A 21,625-nucleotide genomic window follows, 5' to 3' on the forward strand; every position below is an offset into this window, starting at 1 on the left:
TAAGCCCGTACCGTGAAGAGGCGGCAGTTGCGGCGCGGCCTATTTGCTCCGCAGTACGCCACCCGGCAGGAACTGCCAGGTGCGGGTGATGTAGAGCTCGTCCGCCTTCGCTTCGGCGGGCAGCGGCGGGAACGGCGCCGCCAGGCGCACGATGCGCTCGGCCGCGGCGTCCAGCAGCGGCTGGCCCGAGCTGCGGATCACGTCGATGCTGTGGATGCTGCCGTCGCGGTTGATGCCCACGGTGAGCAGCAGGTCGCCGTGCAAGTCGCGCCGGCGCGCCTCTTCCGGGTAATTCAGATTGCCCACCCGCTGCACGCGGTCGGACCAGCCGCGCATGTAGGCGGCGTAGACGTACTCTTTGGTGTTGGCCGAGATGTACTTCTTGCGCGGGCGCTTGGCGTAGGCCTGGGTCTGGTTGCGCAGTTCGGCGGCGAGTTGCGCCATCTCCTGCTGGCGGCGCAGCTCCTGCGCGTTGGGCGCATCCTGCGGGAGCACTTCGGTCTGCGCGGTGTCGCTGGCCACGCTGTAGCGGCTCCGGCCGCTGGTGGTGACCATGCGTTGCGGCGTGGCGTCGCGCGCCTGCGGGGTGGCCGCCGTCACCCTTCGTTCGGCGGTGCCGGGGTCGGGCTTGGGCAGCGCGCCGGAGAACGGCTGCGAGGGCCGCGCCGCGTGCTCGTTCTGGCCGCCGCCACGGTTGTTCGCCTGGGCCAGGAAATCGGCCTGGTCCGGCGCCTCGCGGTTGGCCACGTTGACCAGGGTGACGTCCAGCGTGGGCAGGTCGGGCGTGGGCCTGGCGAAATGGAAGGTGATGCCCAGCAGCAGCACGCCGTGCAGGAGCAGCGAAAACAGCAGGGTCGCGCCGATCGGGTCGGCGGCGGGGCGTGCGGCGGCGGAACTCACGAAGCGCGGCTTCCAGCAGGACGCTGCTCGAGGGCGTCGAACAGCAGACCCGCGATATTTAGGCCGAATTGCGCATCCAGCTCGCGCGCGCAGGTCGGCGATGTGACGTTGATCTCGGTGAGGTAGTCACCGATCACGTCCAGGCCCACGAAGCGCAGTCCGCGGCGGCGCAGCTCCGGGCCCACCTCGGCGGCGATCCAGCGGTCGCGCTCGCTGAGCGGCACGCCCTCGCCGCGGCCGCCGGCGGCCAGGTTGCCGCGGAACTCGTCGCCCTGCGGGATGCGCGCCAGCGCGTAGGGCACCGGTTCGCCGTCGATCAGCAGGATGCGCTTGTCGCCGGCGCTGATCTGCGGGATGAACTTCTGCGCCACGGTGAACTGGCGCCCCTCGCCGTGCGGGCCGCCGGCCAGCAGGGTTTCCAGCATGGAGTTCAGGTTCTTGTCGCCGGCCTTCACGCGGAAGATGCCGCGCCCTCCCATGCCGTCCAGCGGCTTGAGCACGGCCTCGCCATGCTCGGCCACGAAGCGGCGCAGCTCCGCCGGATCACGCGCCACCAGGGTGGGTGCCATGCATTGTGGGAAGTGCAGGGCGAACACCTTTTCGTTGCAGTCGCGCAAGGCGCGCGGGTTGTTGACCACCTGCACGCCGTGGCGCTGGGCGGCCTCCAGCACCATGGTGTCGTAGACGAACTGGGCGTCGACCGGCGGATCCTTGCGCATCAGCACGATGTCCAGTTCGCGCAGGTCGCGCCAGGCGGGTTCGCCCAGGCTGTACCAGTCGCGGGCGTCGTCGCGCACCGCCAGCGGGCGCAGCCGAGCCCAGGGTTCGCCGTCACGCAGCGCCAGGTCGCCCTGCTCCATGTAATGCAGGGCGTGGCCGCGCCGTTGCGCCTCCAGCAGCATGGCCAGGCTGGTGTCCTTGGCCGGCTTGATCGCGCCGATGGGGTCCATCAGCACCGCGACCGAAAGAGGCATCGTGATTCTCCGTGGAAAGTCTTGCGGCGCGACGCGCCGGCAGGGGGAGGGACGATGTTCGCCTACGTCGCCACCCGCGACAAGCGTGAATGCCGTCGAGGTGCCGCGGAAGGTTCAAGCCTGCCGGTCAGGGTCACATTGCGCGTCCGCGGGGCGCCTTGCGACGCGAATGTTGCTTGACGCGCTGGCAGGCAGGCAGTAAACAACCAGCCTGTGCATCCCGCCGCAGAGCGGGTGTCGCGGATCGCGATGCTTGTCTTGTTTTGTCATGTGCACCGGCGGCATGCTTGTTGCCTGTCTTGGTGGTTGTCCTGGACCCGTCTTTGGGTAACAGGGGGGGAGTAATGAATCTGAACGCGAACGCGAATGGTCTGGCCGGCCTGCGGGTCATGGTGATCGACGACTCCAAGACCATCCGTCGCACGGCAGAGACCTTGCTGAAGAAGGAAGGCTGCGACGTGCTGACTGCGGTGGACGGCTTCGAGGCGCTGGCCAAGATCGCCGACCAGAAGCCCGCCATCATCTTCGTCGACATCATGATGCCGCGGCTGGACGGCTACCAGACCTGCGCGCTGATCAAGAACAATCCGCAGTTCCGCGGCACCCCGGTGATCATGCTGAGCTCCAAGGACGGCCTGTTCGACAAGGCGCGCGGCCGCGTCGTGGGCGCGGAGCAGTACCTCACCAAGCCATTCACGCGCGACGAGCTGCTCGGCGCCATCCATCACCATGTCAGTACGGTTCCCAGCCGCTGACCGCAGATTCTCGGGGGAACCTGTGGCCGATATCCTCATCATTGACGACTCGCCGACCGACGTGCGCGTGCTCACCACGCTGCTCGAACGGGCGGGTCATCAAGTCGCTTCCGTGGGCAATGCCGAGGAAGGCATCGAGCGCGTGCGCAGCACGCCGCCCGCGCTGGTCATCATGGACGTCATCATGCCCGGCATGAACGGCTTCCAGGCCACCCGCACGCTCACCCGCGATCCGGCCACGTCCGAGGTGCCGATCGTGATGATCACCACCAAGGCGATGGAGACCGACCGCGTGTGGGGCTTGCGCCAGGGCGCGCGCGCCTTCATCACCAAGCCGGTGAACGAGGGCGAGCTGCTCGCCTGCATCAACCAGTTGCTGTCGAGCGCGGCATGAACGCAGCCGTCGGCCTCACCCCGTTCGAGATCCTGGCCCGCTACGAGCGGCTGTCGCTGGAGCATGCTTCGGACACCCGCGAGCGGATGGACGCGCCGGGCCTGTGGCGCGGCATCGGCTACCGCGTGGGACCGCGCCTGCTGGTCAGCGAGATCGGCGAGATCAACGAGCTGCTCGCGATGCCGCCGCTCACCGCCGTGCCCGGCACCCGGCCGTGGCTGCTCGGCGTGGCGAACGTCCGCGGCAACCTGATGCCGGTGGTGGATTTCGGCCGCTTCCTGTTCGACGAGCGTACGCCGCAGACCGATCGCTCCCGCCTGCTGGTGGTGCGCCAGGGCGGTGGCAGCGTGGCCCTACTGGTCGACGAGGTGTTCGGCCAGCGCACAGTGGATGCGGAGCAGCGGCGTGCGGCAGGTCAGGAAGACGACCCGCGGCTGGCGCGCTTCGCCGAGCAGCGGGTGGGTGAAGGGGAGCAGCAGATGGCGATACTCAGCATGAGCCGGCTGGTGCGGGCGCCCGATTTCCGCCAGGCCGCGGCCTGACCCGCGGCGGCCACATGCAGCAGGTCCGGCGCCGCCAAGGGCCGGAAACTCCAAGATGACAGGTCCAGGACCCGTTCCCGCCCATGCTGGCGGGGCCGTTCCGGTGAAGTAGACGGACGAGGTGAACATGAGCACTACAGGGGGCGTCGGCAAGGAGCGCGGGAATACCGCACTCATTGTCCTGTTGCTGGTCGCGATTGGCTTCGCGGCACTGGATTTCTGGCAGCTCAACGTGAAGAACGGCGAGGATCGCCAGGCGGTCGCGCTGACCACCCAGATCCAGGTGCTGTCGCAGCAGACCGCGAAATTCGCGCTGGAGTCGTCCGACGGCAATGCCGATTCGTACAAGGAGCTGGAAAGCACCCGCAACGCGATCGACTCGGCGGTGCGCAAGCTGAACAAGGGCGACGCGGCCACCGGCATGCACGCCTATGCCGACAACAACACGTCGCCGGTCGGCCGTGCGGCCAGCGCGCTGGACGGCGCCTGGAAGCAGCTCGACGGTGACATCGGCAAGATCCTGCAGAACAAGGCCGTGGTGCTGGATTCCGGCCAGCGCGCGGCCGCCGTGTCGCAGCAGATGCCGCTGCTCAACTCCAGCATGGACCAGGTGGTCAACATCCTGCAGCAGCGCAACGGCAGCGCGGAGCAGATGCTGGGCACCTCGCGCCAGATGCTGTCGGCCGACCGCATCATCCGCCGCGTGCAGGAAGTGCTGCAGGGCGGCGACAACGCCCAGGCTGCGGCCGATGGCCTGCAACGCGACGCCCAGCTGTATGGCAGCGTGCTGCAGGGCCTCATCGAGGGCAATCCGGGCAGCGGCGTCAAGCCGATCGGCGATGCCAATGCACGCAAGATCCTGACCGGCATGCAGGACGATTGGGGCAAGCTGGCCGATCCGCTGGCCAAGCTGGTGTCCGCATCCGGCAACCTCGCCACGGTGAAGCAGGCCGGCAACAAGGCCTCGCTGGATTCGCAGTCGGTGCTGCTGCGCGCGAACGACCTCGCCGAGCAGATCGGCAAGCTGCCGCTGCGCCGCCTGTTCCCGAACGTGTGGTGGGGCCTGCTGGCCGCGATCGGCGCAGTGGCGTTCGCCCTGCTGCTGGTGGTCAGCCTGGTGCGCGACCAGCGCCGCCGCTTCGCCGAATCCACCTCGCTCAACCAGCGCAACCAGGAGGCGATCATGCGCCTGCTGGACGAGATGGGCGCGCTGGCCGAAGGCGACCTGACGGTGAAGACCACGGTGACCGAGGAGATCACCGGCGCGATCGCCGACTCGGTGAACTACGCCATCGACGAGCTGCGCACCCTGGTGACGACGATCAACGAGACCTCCGAACAGGTGTCCTCGTCGGCGCAGGAAACCCAGACTACCGCGCGCCATCTGGCTGACGCAGCCGAGCAGCAGGCGCAGCAGATCAGCACCGCCACCGGCGCGATCAACGAGATCGCCAGCTCGCTGGACCACGTGTCGAAGAACTCCGCCGAATCGGCCGACGTGGCCGAGCGCTCGGTGCAGATCGCCTCGCACGGCGCCGAGGTGGTGCGCGAGACGATTTCCGGCATGGACTCGATCCGCGACCAGATCCAGGAGACCTCCAAGCGCATCAAGCGGCTGGGCGAGTCCTCGCAGGAGATCGGTTCGATCGTGGAACTGATCAACGACATCGCCGAACAGACCAACATCCTGGCCTTGAACGCGGCGATCCAGGCGGCCTCGGCCGGCGAGGCGGGCCGCGGTTTCGCGGTGGTGGCGGACGAAGTGCAGCGATTGGCCGAGCGCTCCACCAGCGCGACCAAGCGCATCGAGACCCTGGTGCAGACGATTCAGTCCGATACCAACGAGGCGGTGAACTCGATGGAGCAGACCACCGCCGAGGTGGTGGCCGGCGCACGCAAGGCGGAGGACGCCGGCAGCGCGCTGGGCGACATCGAACGCGTGTCGCACGACCTGTCCGCGCTGATTCAGAACATCTCCAGCGCGGCGCGTCAGCAGTCGGCGGCGGCGACGGACATTTCGCAATCGATGAACGCGATCCGGGAGATCACCTCGCAGACTTCGCAGGGCGCCAGCCGCACCGCGGATTCGATCGGTACCCTGGCGCAGCTGGCCAGCGACCTGCGGCGCTCGGTGGCGCACTTCAAGCTGCCGGGATGACAGCGATCTTTATGACTGGGGCAGTCTCGATGGTGGCGCGGCCCCGTGCCGCGTGACCGCTGAGGGAAGTGCATGAGACTTCAAGACAACATTGATTTCACGACCCTGCAGTGGGTTCGTCCCGAGCTGGAACAGACGCTCGCGGATGCCCGCGAAGCGCTGGAATCCTACGTCGACAACCCGGGTAGCGATGGGACCATGCGCGCCTGCGCGAGCGGCCTGCACCAGGTGCAGGGCACGCTGCGGATGGTGGAGTTGCCGGGCCCCGCGATGGTGGCCTCGGAGATGGAAGCGCTTGCGATCGCGCTGCTGGAAGGCCATGTCGCGCAGCGCGAGGAAGCCTATACCGCGCTGATGCGCGGCATGATGCAGCTGCCCGACTACCTGGAGCGCCTCGCGGGCGGCCACCGCGACGTGCCGGTGGTGCTGCTGCCGCTGCTGAACGACCTGCGCGCCAGCCGCGGCCAGGAGGCCCTGCCCGAATCCGCGCTGTTCCGCCCCAACCTCGACGCCTTCCTGCCTACCCAGGCGCCCGCCGCGATGAGCGAGGCGCAGGCCGAGGCGCGCCGCGGCGAACTGGTCGAGCTGCGCCTGCAGTTCCAGCAACACATGCTGGCCTGGTTCCGCGGCCAGTCTCAGGCGCAGCCGCTGGCCGGCATGCGCAAGGCGCTGCTGGCGATCGCCGCACGCTGCTTCCACGTGCATGGCCGGCGCCTGTGGTGGATTGCCGCCGGCGTGGTCGAAGGGCTCGAGCGCGGCATGCTCGCGGCGCATGTGGCCGAACTGCGCCAACTGATCGGCAAGGCCGACCGCCACATCCGCCAGCTGATCGAACAGGGCGAGGACAGCCTGCGCGGCGGCGAAGCCGATGAGTTGTGCAACCGCCTGCTCTACATCGTGGCCCAGTCGCGCCAGCACAGCCCGCACATGGAGCTGCTGCGTCGTACGTATGCGCTGGACAGCCTGCTGCCTGACGCCGACGAACTGGAACACGCCCGCGGCTCGATGGCCGGACACAACCGCGCCCTGCTCGACTCGGTGGCCAAGGCGCTGAAGGACGACCTGCTGCGCGTCAAGGAAGCGCTCGACCTGTTCCAGCGCCAGCCAGGCGCCGATGCGGCCTCGCTGGAGCCGCAGTGCGAGCTGCTCGGCCGCGTGGGCGACACGCTGGGCATGCTGGCGCTGTCGGTGCCGCGCCGTGTGGTCGAGGAACAGCGGCGCGTGCTCGACGAGATCGTCAACAAGCTGCGTGCGGTCGACGAAGACGTCCTGCTCGACGTGGCCGGCGCGCTGCTGTACGTGGAAGCCTCGCTGGACGACCACATCGAGAGCCTTGGCGCGGGCGAGGAGCCGCATGACGGCGCCGTCGCGCCAGGCCTGCCGCGCAGCGAGGTGCAAGGCATCCTCAGCACGGTGATGCAGGAGGCGATCCGCAACACCGAGAAAGTGAAGGAGGCCATCGTCGCCTTCGTCGAATCCGGCTGGGAGCATGACGGGCTGACCGCCGCTCCGGCGCAGATGAGCGAAGTCGCCGGTGCCGCACGCATGCTTTCTGCCGAGCGCCCGGCCGAGCTGGCCGAGGGCATCGGTCGCTTCATCCACAACGAACTCCTGGCCGACCGCCGCGTGCCGAGCAGCGCGCAGATGGACCATCTGGCCGACGCGCTGGCGGCGCTGGAGTACTACCTGGAGGCGGCGCGCGAGCATCGCGGCGGGCTGGCGCACATCATCGACGTGGCCGAACACAGCCTTGGCCAGCTCGGCTACTGGCCGCTGCCGGCCGAGCGGCCGCTGGCGGCCGCGCCGGCCGACACGGCGGCGGTCGAGGCGCCGGAAGGCGGCGAGGAAGCCTTGTCCGAGCCGGTGAGCCTGTATCCCGGCAGCGACGCCAGCCAGCTGTTCGTCGCGCCGGAAGCACCGCGCGAGGCGCCGGCACATGACGTCGACGGCCTGCGCTACGCGCAGACCGAAGCCACCGCGCCGCCATCGGCCGGCAACGATACCGACTGGATCGAGATCGAGGAGGAGGTCGAGGAACAGGTGCCGGCGAACGCCGCGCACGCTGTCGCGTTCCGTTTCGACCACCACGCCGAGGGCATCGACGACGACATCCGCGAGATCTTCCTTGAGGAGATGCAGGAGGAGATCGACAACCTGCGTGCTGCCGAAGGCAGCTGGCTTGCCGATCCCGCCCGGCTGGACGCGCTGACCCCGATCCGTCGTTCCTTCCACACGCTCAAGGGGTCCGGCCGCCTGGTCGGCATCTCCGCGCTGGGCGAGTTCGCCTGGCGGGTGGAGGACATGCTCAACCGCGTGCTCGACCACACGATCGAGCCGCATGCCGGCGTGCAGGCGCTGGTGCGCCACGCCATCGATGCACTGCCGCAGCTGCTGGCCTCGCTGAAGGGCGAAGGCGCGCCGCACGCGCCGGTCGAGGCGATCCAGCAGACCGCCAGCCGACTCGCCGCCGGCGATGCGTCCGCGCGTGTCGAAGACCATGCGCCGGCCGCGATGGAAACCGTGCGCCGCACCGTGCGCCGCCGGGTGCCGCGCCTCGACGCCGCCGTCGCGGCGATTCCGACCGCAGGCCTCACCGACACGCACAGCGTCCCGGCGCCGGAACCGGCCGAGCCGCCGGTGTCCCTGGCCATCTCGCCGCTGCCTTCGGTCGATCCGGTGTTGCTGGAGATCCTGCGCAGTGAGGTTGCGCAGTACCTGCAGGCCATCCGCACCGCGATCCATCGCAACAGCGGCGAATTGCCGGTAGGCGAGGACCTGCTGCGTGCCGTGCACACCCTGCACGGCGCAATTGCGATGGTCGAGATTCCGTTGCTGACCCAGTTGCTGTCGCCGCTGGAGAGCCTGCTCAAGCGCGTGCGCAGCGCCGGGCTCGCGCTGCCGGTGGAGGGTGTGCGCCTGCTTGATCGTTCGGCCGACGTGGTCGACCACGTGATGGCCCAGTTCGACGTGGCCACGCCGCAGCTGCCGAACGTCGACCTGCTCACCACCCAGCTGATCGAATTGCGCGACCGCTATCCGGAGTCGCAGGTGGCGCACGTCGGCATCGAAGCCCATGGCGAAGCAGCACCGTCGCCGGCCGATGCCGCGGCCCCAGCCGACGCCACGGAGCAGCCCGGGGCGCTTGCCGCCGCGGAGCATCTGGCGCCGGTGGCGCTGCCGGAGGATGGCGCGCACGACGACTATGCCAGCGAGCTGATGGCTGCGCTTGGCGCCTTCGAACCACAGGCGCCGGGCCCGGACGAACGCGAAGCATCCGAGCGCGCCGAGGCCGAACACGCCGAAGCCGAGCAGCGTGCCCGCGCGGCCGCGGAACAGGAAGAGGCCGAGCGCGCTGCCGCCGAGCAGGCGGCACAGGCGAAGGCCGAACAGGAGCAGGCCGAGCAGGAGCGCCTCGAACAGGAGCGTGCCGAGCAGGCCCGGCTGGCGCAGGAGCGCGCCACCCGTGAAGCGGCCGAAGCGCAAATGCGCGCGGCGGCGGAAAAGGCCGCGGCCGAGCAGCGTGCTGCGGAAGCCGCAGCGGAACAGGCCCGGCTGGATGCGGAACGCGAGACCGAGGCCGCCCGTGCGGCCACGGTCGATCACGCGGCGCCCGCCGCCGCCATGGCGGCCCCGGATGGTGGGCTGTCGATCGATGCCGACCTGCTCGAGGTCTTTGTCGAAGAGGCGCGCGAGATCCTCGATCACGCCGACGGCGTGCTCGCCCAGTGGCATGCCGAGCCGGCCGCGGCCGGGCATTTGGCCGAGCTGCAGCGCGACCTGCACACGCTCAAGGGCGGTGCGCGCATCGCCGGCCTGATGTCGGTGGGCGACCTAGCCCACGCGATCGAGACGCTGCTGGAGAAGCCGGTGGCCGATGCCGCCCAGGCGATCCCGCTGATCGGCGTGCTGGAAACCAGTTTCGACCAGCTGCACACCATGGTGCAGCATGTGGCGCAGGGACAGACGCCTGCCTATCCGAAGGCTGCGATCGACCAGTTGCTGACGCTGGCCGGCGAGCAGCAGTTCGCCGACGACGCGTCGCTGGCCGCCCGGGTAGCGCCGTCGCGGGCACAGCCCGTCACGCCGCTGCCCGAGCTGCTGCCTGCGGAAGACGGCGTGGACGCACCTTCCGCGCAGGAGCAGATCCGCGTCCGCGCCGAACTGCTCGACAGCCTGGTGAACCATGCCGGCGAGGTGGCGATCTACCGCTCGCGCCTGGAGCAGCAGGTATCCGGCTACCGTTTCAACCTGGTCGAGCTGGACCAGACCGTGCAACGCCTGCGTAGCCAGCTGCGCATGCTGGAAATCGAGACCGAAGCGCAGATCATCGCGCGCTTCCAGCGCGAGCATCGCGAGGCGGGCAGCTCCACCGTGTTCGATCCGCTGGAGCTGGACCGCTTCTCGCAGCTGCAGCAGTACTCGCGTGCACTGGCCGAGTCGGTATCCGACTTGGTGTCGATCCAGGGCATGCTGGACGAGCTGACCCGCCAGGCCGAGACCCTGCTGATCCAGCAGTCGCGCGTCAGCACCGAGCTGCAGGACGGCTTGCTGCGCACGCGCATGCTGCCGTTCGACACGATGGTGCCGAACCTGCGCCGCACGCTGCGCCAGGCTGCCCAGGACGAAGGCAAGAGTGCACAGCTTTACGTGGACGGTGCCCACGGCGAAATGGACCGCAACCTGCTCGACCGCATCAAGGCGCCGTTCGAGCACATGCTGCGCAATGCCGTGGCGCACGGCATTGAGTCGCCGGCCGAGCGGCGCAAGGCCGGCAAGCCGGCCGAGGGCGCGGTGCGCATCCGCGTGGCGCGCGAGGCCACCGAGGTGGTGGTGCGCGTCAGCGACGACGGCCGCGGCCTCGACCGCGAGGCGGTCCGCAAACGTGGCGTGGAGCGCGGCCTGATCCGCGCCGACGCCCGCCTGAGCGACGACCAGGTGCTCGCGCTGATCACCCAGCCAGGCTTCTCCACCGCCAGCACGGTCACCCAGCTGGCCGGCCGCGGCGTGGGCATGGACGTGGTGGCGAACGAGATCAAGCAGCTGGGCGGTTCGCTGGCGATCGAGTCGCAACCGGGGCAGGGCACCACCTTCGTGCTGCGCCTGCCGTTCACCCTCGCGGTGACCCAGGCGATCCTGGTGCGCATCGGCGAGAGCACGTTCGCGATCCCGATGACCTCGGTGCAGGGTGTGGCGCGGATCAGCCCCGACGAGCTGGCCGCCAAGCTGGCCGAGTACGAGCCGGCTTTTGCCTATAGCGGCGAACAGTACGGCATCCACGACTTGGCCGAGCTGCTCGGCCTGCCGCCAGGTGCGGTGCCGGAAGGCGAACAGCCGCCGCTGCTGCTCACCCGGTCCGGCGACCTGCGCGCGGCGATCCGCATCGACGCGGTGCTCGGTTCGCGCGAGATCGTGGTGAAGTCGGTCGGCCCGCAGGTGAGCTCGGTGCCCGGCGTGCTGGGCGCCACCATCATGGGCGACGGCTCGGTGCTGGTGATTCTCGATCTGGCGCCGCTGGTCCGCCACGGCGTGGTGCGTCGCGAACAGCGGCTGGCCGACGGCCTCAGCGCGGTCGAACTGCCGATGGTCGAGGAGCAGCGCGTGCGGCCGCTGGTGATGGTGGTGGACGATTCGATCACCATGCGCAAGGTCACCGGTCGCGTGCTGGAGCGCCACGAATACGAGGTGAGCACCGCGAAGGACGGCGTCGACGCGTTGGAGAAGCTGCACGAGCGCGTGCCTGACCTGATGCTGCTGGACATCGAAATGCCGCGCATGGACGGCTACGAGCTGGCGACCCACATGAAGGCGGACCCGCGGCTGCGCGAGGTGCCGATCATCATGATCACTTCGCGCACTGGCGAGAAGCATCGCCAGCGTGCATTCGACATCGGCGTGGATCGCTATCTCGGCAAGCCCTACCAAGAGGCGGAGCTGCTGACGCAGATCGGCGAGGTGCTGGAGCAGCGGGCAATGGCGCTGCTCGCGCGGGAGCCACACCATGCTTGAAGCGCGACCCGCGGTGGCGCTGCTGTTCGACGATGCCGAGCTGGGGGGCCACCTACGCCAGGTACTGCAGGAACACGGTGCGCGGATCGTGCACGAAGGCACCGTCGCGGGTTTCGACGCCGCGGTGCTGGGGCAGCTCGATCCCGACGTGCTGGTGGTGAATCTCGACGAGGAAGACGATGCGGCCTTCGACCGTCTGGTGGAGTTGGTCGATGGCGAGCGGCCACGCCTGGTATTCAACGACGCCCGCGCCAGCCGTGCGCTGAGCGGCTGGGACCGCGCGCGCTGGGCTCGCCACCTGGCGGTCAAGGTGCTGGCCAGCGGCGACGTGGATCCGCCGCGGCCGCCGGATGCGCAGGCGGTGGAGGCGGCGCCGATGGCGGGGTTCGCGTCAACCGGGACGCAGCCGGTCGAGCCTGATCCCGAGCCCACGTTCGAGTCGGCCAGCAACGAGGCGCCCGTGCCGGACCTGCCGGAACCGGTCGCGTCGTCGTTGCACGAGGATGGCGCAAACGAAGCGCAGAGTCGCGCTGCATCGGTCGATCTGGAGGCCGAGCTGGCCGCCCTGCTCGCCGCCGACGAACCGCTGCCGGACGAAGACACCGCGCCGCCCGCGCCACGCCAGGAACTGCCGCTGCACGACGGCGATTTCAGCTACGCCCTGTCCCTTGACGAAGAGCTGCCCGAGGCGCCGGCCGAAGCCGCGGCGCCGGTGGCGGCGACCAAGGCGCCGGCCGCCCCGGAAAGCTGGGCGCTGGTCGACGACGATGCCGCCGTGCATGCCGAGCCTGTGCCTGCAGGCGCACAGGATTTCGGCATCGAGAAGATGAGCGCCGCCGATTTCCTCGCGCCCGACGTCGAGGCGGCGGCCGAGGAGTTCCAGCCGACGATGAGCCTGGAACTGGTGTCGATAGAAGAGGCGGTGGCGCCGCAGGCCTGGGAGCCGAAGGAAATGCTGCTCGACGAGCTGGGCAGCGTGCCCAGTCGGGTGGTGCTGCTGGGCGCCGCCATCGACAGCCTGGATGCGGTATGCGACTTCCTCGCGACGCTGCCCGCCACTGCGCGGCACACCATCTTTCTGACCCAGCACTTCGGCGGCCAGCCGGTGGCATCCGTACTGCAGCTGCTGGCGGCCCACTCCAGCCTGCCGGTGCGGCTGGCGGCACACGGCAGCCGCGCGCGCAGCGGCGAAGTGCTGCTGGCGCCGGCCGAGAGCCAGGTGCAGCTGCGCCGCGACGGCAGCGTCGAGCTGCGCAACCACGACGATGCGCAGGAGTCGTCGATCGACGCCAGCTTCACCATGGCGGCGAACGTGTTCGGACGCGACGCGCTGGGCATCGTGTTCGCCGGCAACTCCACCGACGCGGTGGCCGGCGCGCAGGCTATCCATGACCGAGGCGGCCAGGTCTGGGTGGAGGCCGCCGACGCCGAGCACCACGCCGACATGGTCAGCGGTCTCTTCGCCGAACGGCTGGTGAGCTATTCCGGAACGCTGCACGAACTGGCGGCGCACCTGATCGAGGTCTATCCATGAGCGATACGTTGCTGCCCCGCGAAATCCGCTGCGTGCTGGTGCCGGCCGGCAACCTGCGCCTGCTGTTGCCCAATGCCACCGTGGCCGAGGTGATCACCCAGCCCGCCCACGAAACGGTGGATGGCGCGCCCGACTGGCTGGTCGGGCGCATCACCTGGCGCGGCTGGCGCGTTCCGCTGGTTTCGTTTGCCCGGCTTGCCGGCGCAGGCGAGGGCGACGCCGAGCTGACCGTGCGCGTGGCCGTGCTGAAGGCGCTGGGCAGCCATCCGAAACTGCCCTTCGTCGCGGTGCTCACCCAGGGCTTCCCGCGCCTGACCACGCTGAACGCCGAGCTGATCATTCCCACCCACGATGGCAATGCGTTGCCGCCCGGCGTGCGCGCCCAGGTGCTGGTGCGCGACGACGTGGCGGTGATCCCCGACCTCGAAGGCATCGAGCACGAATTGGTGCGGCTGCTGGCGCTGGACGAGGAAGCGGAACTGGACGGCGCGGCCTGATGGAGCGCCGGCCGGCACGTTCCGGCAGCGTGCTGTTCCTGCTGGCGGGCCTGATGTTCTTCCTGGCGGCGATGGTGGGCGGGCAGCCCGCGTTTTATGGTGTGGGCGCAGCGTTCATCGGCATCGCGGCCGCGTTCCGGTTCCGCGGCCGCGGCGGGAAATAAGCGCGGCGTTTCTCTCCGCTCAGAAATCCCCGTGCAGCGCCTGCAAGGCGGCCAGCGCCGCCAATCCGGCGGTCTCGGTGCGGAGTATCCGCGGCCCCAGGCGCAGGCCGCGGAAACCGGCGTCGTGCAGCGCGACCGTGTCGCGTTCACCCAGGCCACCTTCCGGGCCCACCACGAGCAGGGCGCCGGAGCCGCCGGGACGCAGCTCCCTCGCAGAAGATTGCGCCTCGGGCAGCAGAGCCAGCCGCAGCGCGCCGTCGTCGGCCAGTGTCGCCAGCCAGGCCGGCAAGGTCTGCGTGGGGAGGATCTCGGGCAGGCTGGCGCGACCGCATTGCTCGCAGGCGCTGGCCGCGACCGCGCGCCAGTGCGCCAGGCGCTTCTCCGCGCGGGCCGGGTCGAGCCTTACCTCCGAGCGTTCGGTGAGCAGGGGCACGATGCACACGACGCCAAGCTCGGTGGCCTTCTGCACGATCAGGTCCATCTTCTCGCCGCGCGCCACGCCCTGGGCGAGGGTCAGTCGCAACGGAGATTCGCGGGGCACGGCCTCACGGCCCTGCACCTGCACGCGGACCTCGCGCTTGCCGACGGCAAGGATCGTGGTGGCGTAGTCCGCGCCGTCGCCATTGAACAGGGTCAGCGGGTCACCCGCCACGAGCCGCAGCACGCGCGCCACGTGTTCGCCGGCCTGTGCCGGCAGGGCTAGCTCGGCGCCGGCGGCGAGTGGCTGGTCAACGTGGATGCGGATGGTGCGCATGCGACGGCTTCACGGCAAAACGCAAGCATAATCGAGCCGTTTCGCAAGCTGAATGCCGATGCGCCGGATGGCCGGCATGGCTTGCCTGCCGTGCAGCGCCGGCGCAGGATGGAAAAGCCACAGGGCGGCAGGAGGTAACCGCCATGCCCAAAACCACCATGTTTTCACTGGCAGTAGCGTTCGGCCTTGGCGTCAGCGCCGTGGCGGCTGCGCAGGCGGTGCAGCCTGCGCCGCCTGCCGAATCGGCGGCCGGGCCGAAGGCCGCCAGCCAGCCGGCTGCGCGGCGGGGCCCGGTGATCAAGCTGGGCGACCGCAACTGCATCCGCGACACCGGCAGCCTGATCCCGGCGAAGCGGGGCCAATGCCTGCAGGGCGTGTTCGGGCGCAGCTACAGCGCGGGGGATCTGCGCAACACCGGCCAGCCAAAGACGGCCGACGCGCTGCGCATGCTGGATCCGGCGATCCACTGATCGGCGCCGCCGGGACGCCGTGCCAATTCAGTCCGCCACGGCGCGCGCGATGCCCGCCGTGGCCACCGCCACCAGGTGGTCGAGCTCCGCCTCGCTGGTCACGTAGGGCGGCATGAAATAGATCACGTTGCCCAGCGGGCGCAGCAGCGCCCCATGCTGCAGGCCGTGCAGGTACACGTGCAGGCCGCGGCGGTCTCCGGCGGGGAACGGGCGGCGCGTGGCCTTGTCGGCGACCAGCTCCACCGCGGCGATCATGCCGGTCTGGCGCACCTCTGCCACGTGCGCATGCTCGCGCAACGGCTCCAGCCGGCGGGCGAGATGGGCGGCCAGTGCGCGGTTGCGTTCCAGCACCGGCTCGTCGCGGAAGATCGCCAGCGTGGCCAGCGCCGCGCTGCAGGCCAGCGGATTGCCGGTGTAGCTGTGCGAGTGGAGGAAGGCCTTGCCGGCGCCGTATTCGGCGTAGAACGCCTGGTACATCGCGTCCGTGGTGAGCACCGCCGACAAGGGCAGGGTGCCGCCGGTAAGGCCCTTGGAGAGGCACATGAAGTCCGGCGAGACGTTCGCCTGCTCGCACGCGAACAAGCTGCCGGTGCGGCCGAAGCCCACCGCGATTTCGTCGGCGATGAAGTGCACGGCGAACTCGTCGCACAGCCTGCGCAAGCCCGCGAGGTAGTCAGGGTGGTACATGCGCATGCCGCCCGCGCATTGCACCAGCGGCTCCACGATCACCGCGCAGGTCTCGTGGGCGTGGCGTTCCAGCAGCGCACGCAGTTCGCCCAGCCGGCGCACCGCGACCTGCGCCGGCGTCTCGCCCGGGGCACCCTCGTAGGCGTCGGGCGAGGGTGCCAGGATCGGCGTGAGCAGCAGCGGCGCATACGTCTTGCGGTACAGCGCCACGTCGCTCAACGACAGCGCGCCCAGGGTCTCGCCGTGGTAGCTGCCGGTGAGCGCGATGAAGCGGGTCTTCTCGCCGTGGCCCTGGTTGAGCCAGTAGTGGAAGCTCATCTTCAGCGCCACTTCGATCGCCGCCGAGCCGTTGTCGGCGAAGAACACCTTGTCCAGGCCGGGCGGCGTGATGCGCACCAGTTCCTCGGCCAGCTCGATCGCGGGTGGATGGGTGAAGCCGGCGAAGATCACGTGCTCCAGCGTCCGCGCCTGTTCCGCCAGCGCGGCGGCGATGCGCGGGTTGGCGTGGCCGAACAGATTGGTCCACCAGGAACTGATGCCGTCGAGGTAGCGCCGTCCCTCGGCGTCGATCAGCCACGCCCCCTCGCCGCGCACGATCGGCAACAGGGGGACGGTCTCGTGGTCGTGCATCTGGGTGCAGGGGTGCCAGATGTGCTTGAGGTCGCGGGCGGCGAGCGTGGCGTTGCGGTGGGCAGGGTTCGTCATCCGGTTATGATCGACTTGCGTTGACGCGCGCTCAAGTGCGCGCAGGAAGCATCCGGATCACTGGCTTGAAAACCCTGAAGAAAATCCTGCTCGCTGCGGCCGTGCTGCTGTTGGCTGCCGCGGCCCTGGTGTGGTGGCTGCCTGCGCGTTGGGCCCTGCCGCTGTTGCAGCCCTCCTTGCACGGCCTGCGCCTGCAGCAGGTGGGCGGCACGCTGTGGGACGGCCGCGCCGGGCAGGTGCTGGCGCCGGACGGCCACGTGCTGGGCCGGCTGCAATGGCAGTTGTCGCATCGCGCCCTGTTCGGACAGGTCGGACTGCAGATCGACTTCGACGGACCGCAATTCGCTTTCCACGGGCGCCTGCAGAAACTGCCCGGGGGCCAGGTGGACTGGAGCGGCCTGCAGGCACGTGTGGACCTGTCCGCGCTGGCCGATCCCCGCCTGCGTCTTCCGCTGGGCCAGCCACGGGGCGAACTCGCCTTGCACGCCGGGCATGCGCTGCTGCAGGGCGGCTGGCCGCTGGAGATGCAGGCCGGCTTGCAGTGGCGGCAGGCCGTGCTGCGCACAAGAGACGGCAACGTGGCGCTGGGCGACCTGCATGGCCAAGCCGCCGCGCAGGACGGGGTGATCCATGCACAATGGCAGGACGACGGCCAGGGCCCGCTGCGTACCATCGGCGAGCTGCAACTGAGCCCGCTGGGCTGGCGCCTCACGGCCGAGCTGCAGCCGCGGAACGACGATCCGGGCTTGCGCCGCTGGCTCGCCGCGCTGGGCCGGCCCGGCACGGACGGCACGGTGCACGTCGACCGCCGCGGTGGCCTGGCCTTCGCATCCAACATGGGGAAAACCGCACGATGAAAGCCGAAACCGCCGCGCTGGCCCTGGCCGCCGCCCGCGAAGCCGCCGCCGCCGCCGCCGAGGTGATCCTGCATTACTGGAAACGCGGGGTGGAGGTGGAGATCAAGGGCGACGCCACGCCCGTCACGGTGGCCGACCGCGAAGCCGAGCAGGCGATCCGCAGGATCCTCGCGGCGGCCTTGCCCGGCGCTTCGATCTACGGCGAGGAATATGGCCTCGACGGAGCCCGCGACGGCCTGCTGTGGCTGGTCGACCCGCTGGACGGCACCAAGAGCTTCGTGCGGCGCACGCCGTTTTTCTCCACCCAGATCGCCTTGATGGACCGCGGCCAGCTGGTACTGGGCGTGTCCAGCGCGCCGGTGTACGGCGAGACGATGTGGGCGAGCCTGGGCGAGGGCGCCTGGTTCGAAGGCGAACGCGTGCGCGTAGCCGACACCTCCGGTTTTGCGCAGGCTTCGGTCTCCATCGGCAACGTCAAGACGCTCACCGCCGACGAGCGCTGGGGCATGCTGGGCGCGATGATCCGCGACTCGAACCGCATCCGCGGCTACGGCGACTTCTGCCACTACCACCTGCTGGCGCGCGGCTGCCTCGACCTGGTGATCGAGTCCGACGTGAACATCCTCGACATTGCCGCGCTGGCGGTAATCGTGCGCGAGGCCGGCGGCGCGTTCACCGATCTGGACGGCCACGCGCTTGCGCTGGACACGCGCAGCGTGCTTGCCGGCGTGCCGGCGATCCACGCCGAGGCACTGCAGCGCCTGCGCCGCTGAGGCGGTTACAATCGTCCGATGCCCAAGCCGCCCATCATCCACGCCACGCGCGATGTCGAGCACAGCCGCTTCCTGCGCACCGAGCAGGTCGACCTGGAATTCTCCAACGGCGAGCGGCGCACCTACGAGCGGATGAAACCCGGCGGCCTCGGCGCGGTGATCATCGTGCCGATGCTGGACGCGGAGACCGTGTTGCTGGTGCGCGAATACGGCGTGGGCCTGGACCGCTACGAGCTCGGCCTGCCCAAGGGCCGGCTGGACCAGGACGAGACCGCGGAGCAGGGCGCCAACCGCGAGCTGAAAGAGGAGATCGGCTACGGCGCGCGCAGGCTGAAGATCCTGCACAACCTCTCGCTGTCGCCCTCGTACATGACCCACATGGCGCACGTGGTGCTGGCGCAGGAGCTCTATCCCGAGCGCCTGCCCGGCGACGAGCCCGAGGAGCTGGAAGTGGTGCCGTGGAAGCTCGCGGAGCTGCACAGCCTGGTGGCGCGCGATGACGTAACCGAGGGCCGTTCGATCGCCGCGTTGTTCATGGCCCGCGAGTACCTCGCCGGCCGGATGCGACGGCCGTGAGCGCGCCGTTCGAGCACCCCTTGCTGCGGCAGGTCGGAACGCTGGCGCGCCGTGCGGGCGAGGCGATCCTGGAGGTCTACCGCCAGGACTTCGACGTCGAACTGAAGGACGACCGCTCGCCGCTCACCGCCGCCGATCTCGCCGCGCAGCGGGTGATCGCCGAGGGACTGGCACGGATCGAGCCCGCCCTGCCGGTGGTGTCGGAGGAGGCCAGCCAGCAACCGTGGGAACAGCGGCGTACGTGGGCGCGGCACTGGCTGGTCGATCCGCTCGACGGTACCCGCGAGTTCGTCAAGCGCAACGGCGAGTTCACCGTCAACATCGCGTTGATCGAGGACCACCAACCGGTGCTGGGCGTGGTGCTGGCGCCGGTCACCGGCGATCTGTACGCCGCCGCGCGCGGCATCGGCGCATGGTGGCAGGCGGAAGCGCTTGGCGACTGGGAGCGCATCGGCAGTCGCGAGCTGGCGCAGCCGGCGATCGTCGCCGGCAGCCGCTCGCACGGCGGCGTGCAGGAGGACGTGTTGCGCCGCCTGGTCGGCGAGGACCACGTGCTCCAGCCGCTGGGATCCTCGTTGAAGTTCTGCCTGCTCGCACGTGGCGGCGCGGACGTCTACCTGCGCCGCGGCCCCACCAGCGAGTGGGACACCGCGGCCGCGCAATGCGTGCTGGAGGAAGCCGGCGGCGCCGTGCTCGACCTGCATGGCCGGCCGCTGCGCTACGGCCGCGGCGAATCGATTCTCAACCCCGAATTCATCGCCGTCGGCGACGTCGGCCTCGACTGGCCCGCCAAGCTGCGCGACGCCGGGCTGCCATGAAACCTGCGGGCTCCTACCCGTTTCCCGTTCCCCTCCGCCCGCTCCCGACCCCGTGAACGACAAGCCTGCACGCGCCCTTGCCGACCTGCTTGCCATCATGGCGCGCCTGCGTGACCCCGAATGCGGCTGTCCATGGGACCTGCAGCAGGACTTCGCCAGCATCGCGCCCTACACCATCGAGGAAGCCTACGAGGTGGCCGATGCGATCGACCGCGGCGACTTCGGCGAGCTGCGCGAGGAACTGGGCGACCTGCTGCTGCAGGTGGTGTTTCACGCGCGCATGGCGGAGGAGCGCGGGCTGTTCGACTTCGCCGACGTGGCGCAGGCGATCAGCGCCAAGATGGTCCGCCGCCATCCGCACGTGTTCGGCGAGGTGAAGTACGCCGACCTCGACGCGCAGAAGCGGGCCTGGGATGAGCTCAAGGCGGCTGAGCGCGTCGCCAGGGGCGAGGCGCACGACGGCAGTGCCCTGGCCGGCATCTCGCGCGGCCTGCCGGAGTGGAAGCGCGCGACCAGGCTGCAGCAGCGCGCCGCCGAGGTGGGCTTCGACTGGCCTGACCATCGTCCGGTGCTGGACAAGCTGGCCGAGGAAATCGACGAGGTACACGCGGAGTTCGAGGCCGGCGCGGATCCGGCGCGGCTGGAGGACGAGATCGGCGACGTGCTGTTCGTGGTCGCCAACCTCGCGCGCCACGCCGGCGTGGATTTTTCGCGGGCGCTGCGCCACGCCAACGCCAAGTTCGAGCGACGCTTCCGCCGCATGGAGCAACTGGCCGCCGCGGAAGGCGACATGCTGGCCACCCGCGACCTGCCCGCGCAGGAGCGCCTGTGGCAGCGCGCCAAGCAGGACGAGCCCTGATCCCTGCGATCGCTCCATATTGCGGCGATCAACGGGCGACAGGCTTGCAACCTTTTTCCGGCGGCCGGCATCAGAACCGGTCGACACCCATCCGAGGAGCCCCGCCATGCGCCGTACCGCCCTTGCCCTGCTGTTGCTCGCCCCGCTCTCCGCTTTCGCCGCCGACCACTGCAAGTACCAGGCGCCGCGCAACCTGCAGCTCGACCTCGCCGGCGTGCACGGCGTGCAGATCGACGTCAACAGCTACGACCTGCACGTCAACGGTGCGCCCGGCGCCAAGCAGCTGGTGGTGAATGGCCGCGCCTGCGCCTCCGACCAGTCGCTGCTGGACAAGCTGCAGATCACCCAGCGCCGCGAGGGCGACCAGCTCATCATCGAACTGGGCGGCCAGAACACCTACTCCTTCCATCTGTTCGGCAGCTCCTACACGGATCTGCAAGCCAACGTGCAATTGCCGCCGGAGATGCCAGTGACGGTGCGCGTGGGGTCTGGCGACGCGTCCGTGGCCGGGCTGCAGCAGCTGCGCAGCATGGTGGGTTCCGGCGACCTGCACGTCAGCAGCATCAGTGGCGCCTTCAGCACCAGCGTGGGCTCGGGCGACGTCGACGCCAGCGAGGTCGGCAGCCTGCAGGCCGGTTCGGTGGGCTCAGGCGACTTGAAGGCCAGTGGCATCAAGGGCGATGCCCGGGTGGGCAGCATCGGCTCCGGCGACGTCACCTTGCGCAATGTCGGCGGCAGCGTGCATGTCGACACGCTGGGCTCGGGCGACCTTGGCGCGCACGACGTGGGCGGCGATCTCAGCCTCGGCGCCAAAGGCAGCGGCGACGTCAACCACAGCGGCGTGAAGGGCAAGGTCAGCGTGCCGCGCGACGACGACTGACCGCGCTCTGTTTTTCCCTCTTTGCCGGGGGCATCGGTTGTTCTGCTTTTTTGCAAGTTTCAGAGCGGTTTCGTGCGCCTGTCGGCGCCCGAGCTACTTTCTCTTTGCGTGCCCAAAGAGAAAGTAGCCAAAGAGAAACGGCACCCCGATGCGGCGCTCTCCGGGCATCCTGCCCTCCGCCCTGCGGGCCAGCTTCGCTGTTCGCCGCCGCTCCTGCGGCGGCGTGGGCCAGCAAAGAGAGGTAACTCGGGCGCCGGCAGGCGTCCGAAACCGCTTTGCTCCTCGCGGCAGATGAGCGAAACCACCCCGCCATCTGCAAAAG

Annotated in this window: 19 protein-coding genes; 15 read left to right on the plus strand and 4 right to left on the minus strand. The window is 69.7% G+C overall.

Annotation, left to right across the window (positions count from 1 at the left end; genetic code table 11):
* Positions 1–39 precede the first annotated feature (39 nt).
* Together AC2EWF_RS14740 and gshB are read right to left on the minus strand one after the other, a co-directional pair.
* Positions 40–900 (minus strand): energy transducer TonB, encoded by an 861-nt coding sequence (locus AC2EWF_RS14740; RefSeq protein ID WP_483640133.1) that lies wholly within the window; start codon positions 898–900, stop codon positions 40–42.
* Positions 897–1,874: a glutathione synthase gene (gshB, locus tag AC2EWF_RS14745; protein ID WP_483640134.1), complete on the minus strand. Its 978-nt coding sequence runs from the start codon at positions 1,872–1,874 to the stop codon at positions 897–899. The genes AC2EWF_RS14740 and gshB overlap by 4 nt, the downstream gene beginning before the upstream one ends.
* 344 nt (positions 1,875–2,218) lie before the next feature.
* Between gshB and AC2EWF_RS14750 the strand changes: the two genes are divergently transcribed.
* From AC2EWF_RS14750 to AC2EWF_RS14785, 8 genes are all read left to right on the plus strand, one after another.
* Positions 2,219–2,629 carry a response regulator gene (locus AC2EWF_RS14750; RefSeq protein ID WP_077484853.1) on the plus strand — a complete coding sequence of 137 codons (411 nt, stop codon included), beginning with the start codon at positions 2,219–2,221 and terminating at the stop codon, positions 2,627–2,629.
* Between the two features lie 22 nt (positions 2,630–2,651).
* Positions 2,652–3,023, plus strand: coding sequence for a response regulator (locus tag AC2EWF_RS14755; RefSeq protein WP_369493219.1), 372 nt, complete (start codon positions 2,652–2,654; stop codon positions 3,021–3,023).
* On the plus strand, positions 3,020–3,565 hold the full coding sequence (locus tag AC2EWF_RS14760; RefSeq protein WP_483640135.1) for a chemotaxis protein CheW: 546 nt from the start codon (positions 3,020–3,022) through the stop codon (positions 3,563–3,565). Before AC2EWF_RS14755 ends, AC2EWF_RS14760 begins: the two co-directional genes overlap by 4 nt.
* A gap of 127 nt (positions 3,566–3,692) precedes the next feature.
* Positions 3,693–5,723 (plus strand): methyl-accepting chemotaxis protein, encoded by a 2,031-nt coding sequence (locus AC2EWF_RS14765; RefSeq protein WP_483640136.1) that lies wholly within the window; start codon positions 3,693–3,695, stop codon positions 5,721–5,723.
* Positions 5,724–5,795: 72 nt separating this feature from the next.
* A complete protein-coding gene (locus tag AC2EWF_RS14770) occupies positions 5,796–11,729 on the plus strand; it encodes an Hpt domain-containing protein (protein ID WP_483640137.1) in 5,934 nt (1,977 codons plus the stop codon).
* Positions 11,722–13,263 (plus strand): chemotaxis protein CheB, encoded by a 1,542-nt coding sequence (locus AC2EWF_RS14775; RefSeq protein ID WP_483640138.1) that lies wholly within the window; start codon positions 11,722–11,724, stop codon positions 13,261–13,263. Before AC2EWF_RS14770 ends, AC2EWF_RS14775 begins: the two co-directional genes overlap by 8 nt.
* A complete protein-coding gene (locus AC2EWF_RS14780; protein WP_483640139.1) occupies positions 13,260–13,760 on the plus strand; it encodes a chemotaxis protein CheW in 501 nt (166 codons plus the stop codon). The genes AC2EWF_RS14775 and AC2EWF_RS14780 overlap by 4 nt, the downstream gene beginning before the upstream one ends.
* Before the next feature lie 29 nt (positions 13,761–13,789).
* Entirely contained in the window at positions 13,790–13,924 is a 135-nt protein-coding gene (locus AC2EWF_RS14785; protein ID WP_483640140.1) for an MFS transporter, read from the plus strand.
* Between the two features lie 19 nt (positions 13,925–13,943).
* On the opposite strand, the gene AC2EWF_RS14790 is transcribed toward AC2EWF_RS14785, so the two are convergent.
* Entirely contained in the window at positions 13,944–14,678 is a 735-nt protein-coding gene (locus tag AC2EWF_RS14790; RefSeq protein WP_483640141.1) for a 16S rRNA (uracil(1498)-N(3))-methyltransferase, read from the minus strand.
* A 143-nt stretch (positions 14,679–14,821) separates the two neighbouring features.
* Between AC2EWF_RS14790 and AC2EWF_RS14795 the strand changes: the two genes are divergently transcribed.
* On the plus strand, positions 14,822–15,148 hold the full coding sequence (locus AC2EWF_RS14795) for a hypothetical protein (RefSeq protein WP_483640142.1): 327 nt from the start codon (positions 14,822–14,824) through the stop codon (positions 15,146–15,148).
* Positions 15,149–15,175: 27 nt separating this feature from the next.
* Here AC2EWF_RS14795 and AC2EWF_RS14800 read toward each other — a convergent pair whose 3' ends face one another.
* Positions 15,176–16,540, minus strand: a complete 1,365-nt coding sequence (locus AC2EWF_RS14800; protein ID WP_483640143.1) for an adenosylmethionine--8-amino-7-oxononanoate transaminase — start codon at positions 16,538–16,540, stop codon at positions 15,176–15,178.
* 65 nt (positions 16,541–16,605) lie between these two features.
* Between AC2EWF_RS14800 and AC2EWF_RS14805 the strand changes: the two genes are divergently transcribed.
* The 6 genes from AC2EWF_RS14805 (at position 16,606) to AC2EWF_RS14830 (ending at position 21,303) form a co-directional block, all read left to right on the plus strand.
* Positions 16,606–17,397: a type II secretion system protein N gene (locus AC2EWF_RS14805; protein ID WP_483640144.1), complete on the plus strand. Its 792-nt coding sequence runs from the start codon at positions 16,606–16,608 to the stop codon at positions 17,395–17,397.
* Entirely contained in the window at positions 17,394–18,170 is a 777-nt protein-coding gene (locus AC2EWF_RS14810) for an inositol monophosphatase family protein (protein ID WP_483640145.1), read from the plus strand. Before AC2EWF_RS14805 ends, AC2EWF_RS14810 begins: the two co-directional genes overlap by 4 nt.
* Positions 18,171–18,188: 18 nt before the next feature.
* A complete protein-coding gene (gene nudE, locus AC2EWF_RS14815) occupies positions 18,189–18,746 on the plus strand; it encodes an ADP compounds hydrolase NudE (protein ID WP_483640146.1) in 558 nt (185 codons plus the stop codon).
* Complete coding sequence (gene cysQ, locus AC2EWF_RS14820) at positions 18,743–19,564, plus strand: 3'(2'),5'-bisphosphate nucleotidase CysQ (RefSeq protein ID WP_483640147.1); 822 nt, start codon at positions 18,743–18,745, stop codon at positions 19,562–19,564. Before nudE ends, cysQ begins: the two co-directional genes overlap by 4 nt.
* A 52-nt stretch (positions 19,565–19,616) precedes the next feature.
* The gene (gene mazG, locus AC2EWF_RS14825; RefSeq protein ID WP_483640148.1) at positions 19,617–20,423 is read left to right on the plus strand and encodes a nucleoside triphosphate pyrophosphohydrolase; all 807 of its coding nucleotides are present in this window, start codon (positions 19,617–19,619) and stop codon (positions 20,421–20,423) included.
* A 106-nt stretch (positions 20,424–20,529) separates the two neighbouring features.
* Positions 20,530–21,303 carry a DUF4097 family beta strand repeat-containing protein gene (locus AC2EWF_RS14830; protein WP_483640149.1) on the plus strand — a complete coding sequence of 258 codons (774 nt, stop codon included), beginning with the start codon at positions 20,530–20,532 and terminating at the stop codon, positions 21,301–21,303.
* The last annotated feature ends 322 nt before the right edge of the window (positions 21,304–21,625 follow it).

The sequence above is a fragment of the Rhodanobacter sp. sgz306013 genome (genome assembly GCF_057031145.1).

Bases quoted from the DNA above. Each gene is read 5' to 3' on its own strand.
- gshB (WP_483640134.1), bottom strand. From the start codon at position 1,874: ATGCCTCTTTCGGTCGCGGTGCTGATGGACCCCATCGGCGCGATCAAG.
- AC2EWF_RS14790 (WP_483640141.1), bottom strand. From the start codon at position 14,678: ATGCGCACCATCCGCATCCACGTTGACCAGCCACTCGCCGCCGGCGCC.
- AC2EWF_RS14780 (WP_483640139.1), top strand. From the start codon at position 13,260: ATGAGCGATACGTTGCTGCCCCGCGAAATCCGCTGCGTGCTGGTGCCG.
- AC2EWF_RS14760 (WP_483640135.1), top strand. From the start codon at position 3,020: ATGAACGCAGCCGTCGGCCTCACCCCGTTCGAGATCCTGGCCCGCTAC.
- AC2EWF_RS14750 (WP_077484853.1), top strand. From the start codon at position 2,219: ATGAATCTGAACGCGAACGCGAATGGTCTGGCCGGCCTGCGGGTCATG.
- AC2EWF_RS14775 (WP_483640138.1), top strand. From the start codon at position 11,722: ATGCTTGAAGCGCGACCCGCGGTGGCGCTGCTGTTCGACGATGCCGAG.
- AC2EWF_RS14800 (WP_483640143.1), bottom strand. From the start codon at position 16,540: ATGACGAACCCTGCCCACCGCAACGCCACGCTCGCCGCCCGCGACCTC.
- AC2EWF_RS14795 (WP_483640142.1), top strand. From the start codon at position 14,822: ATGCCCAAAACCACCATGTTTTCACTGGCAGTAGCGTTCGGCCTTGGC.
- AC2EWF_RS14765 (WP_483640136.1), top strand. From the start codon at position 3,693: ATGAGCACTACAGGGGGCGTCGGCAAGGAGCGCGGGAATACCGCACTC.
- AC2EWF_RS14810 (WP_483640145.1), top strand. From the start codon at position 17,394: ATGAAAGCCGAAACCGCCGCGCTGGCCCTGGCCGCCGCCCGCGAAGCC.
- AC2EWF_RS14830 (WP_483640149.1), top strand. From the start codon at position 20,530: ATGCGCCGTACCGCCCTTGCCCTGCTGTTGCTCGCCCCGCTCTCCGCT.
- AC2EWF_RS14770 (WP_483640137.1), top strand. From the start codon at position 5,796: ATGAGACTTCAAGACAACATTGATTTCACGACCCTGCAGTGGGTTCGT.
- nudE (WP_483640146.1), top strand. From the start codon at position 18,189: ATGCCCAAGCCGCCCATCATCCACGCCACGCGCGATGTCGAGCACAGC.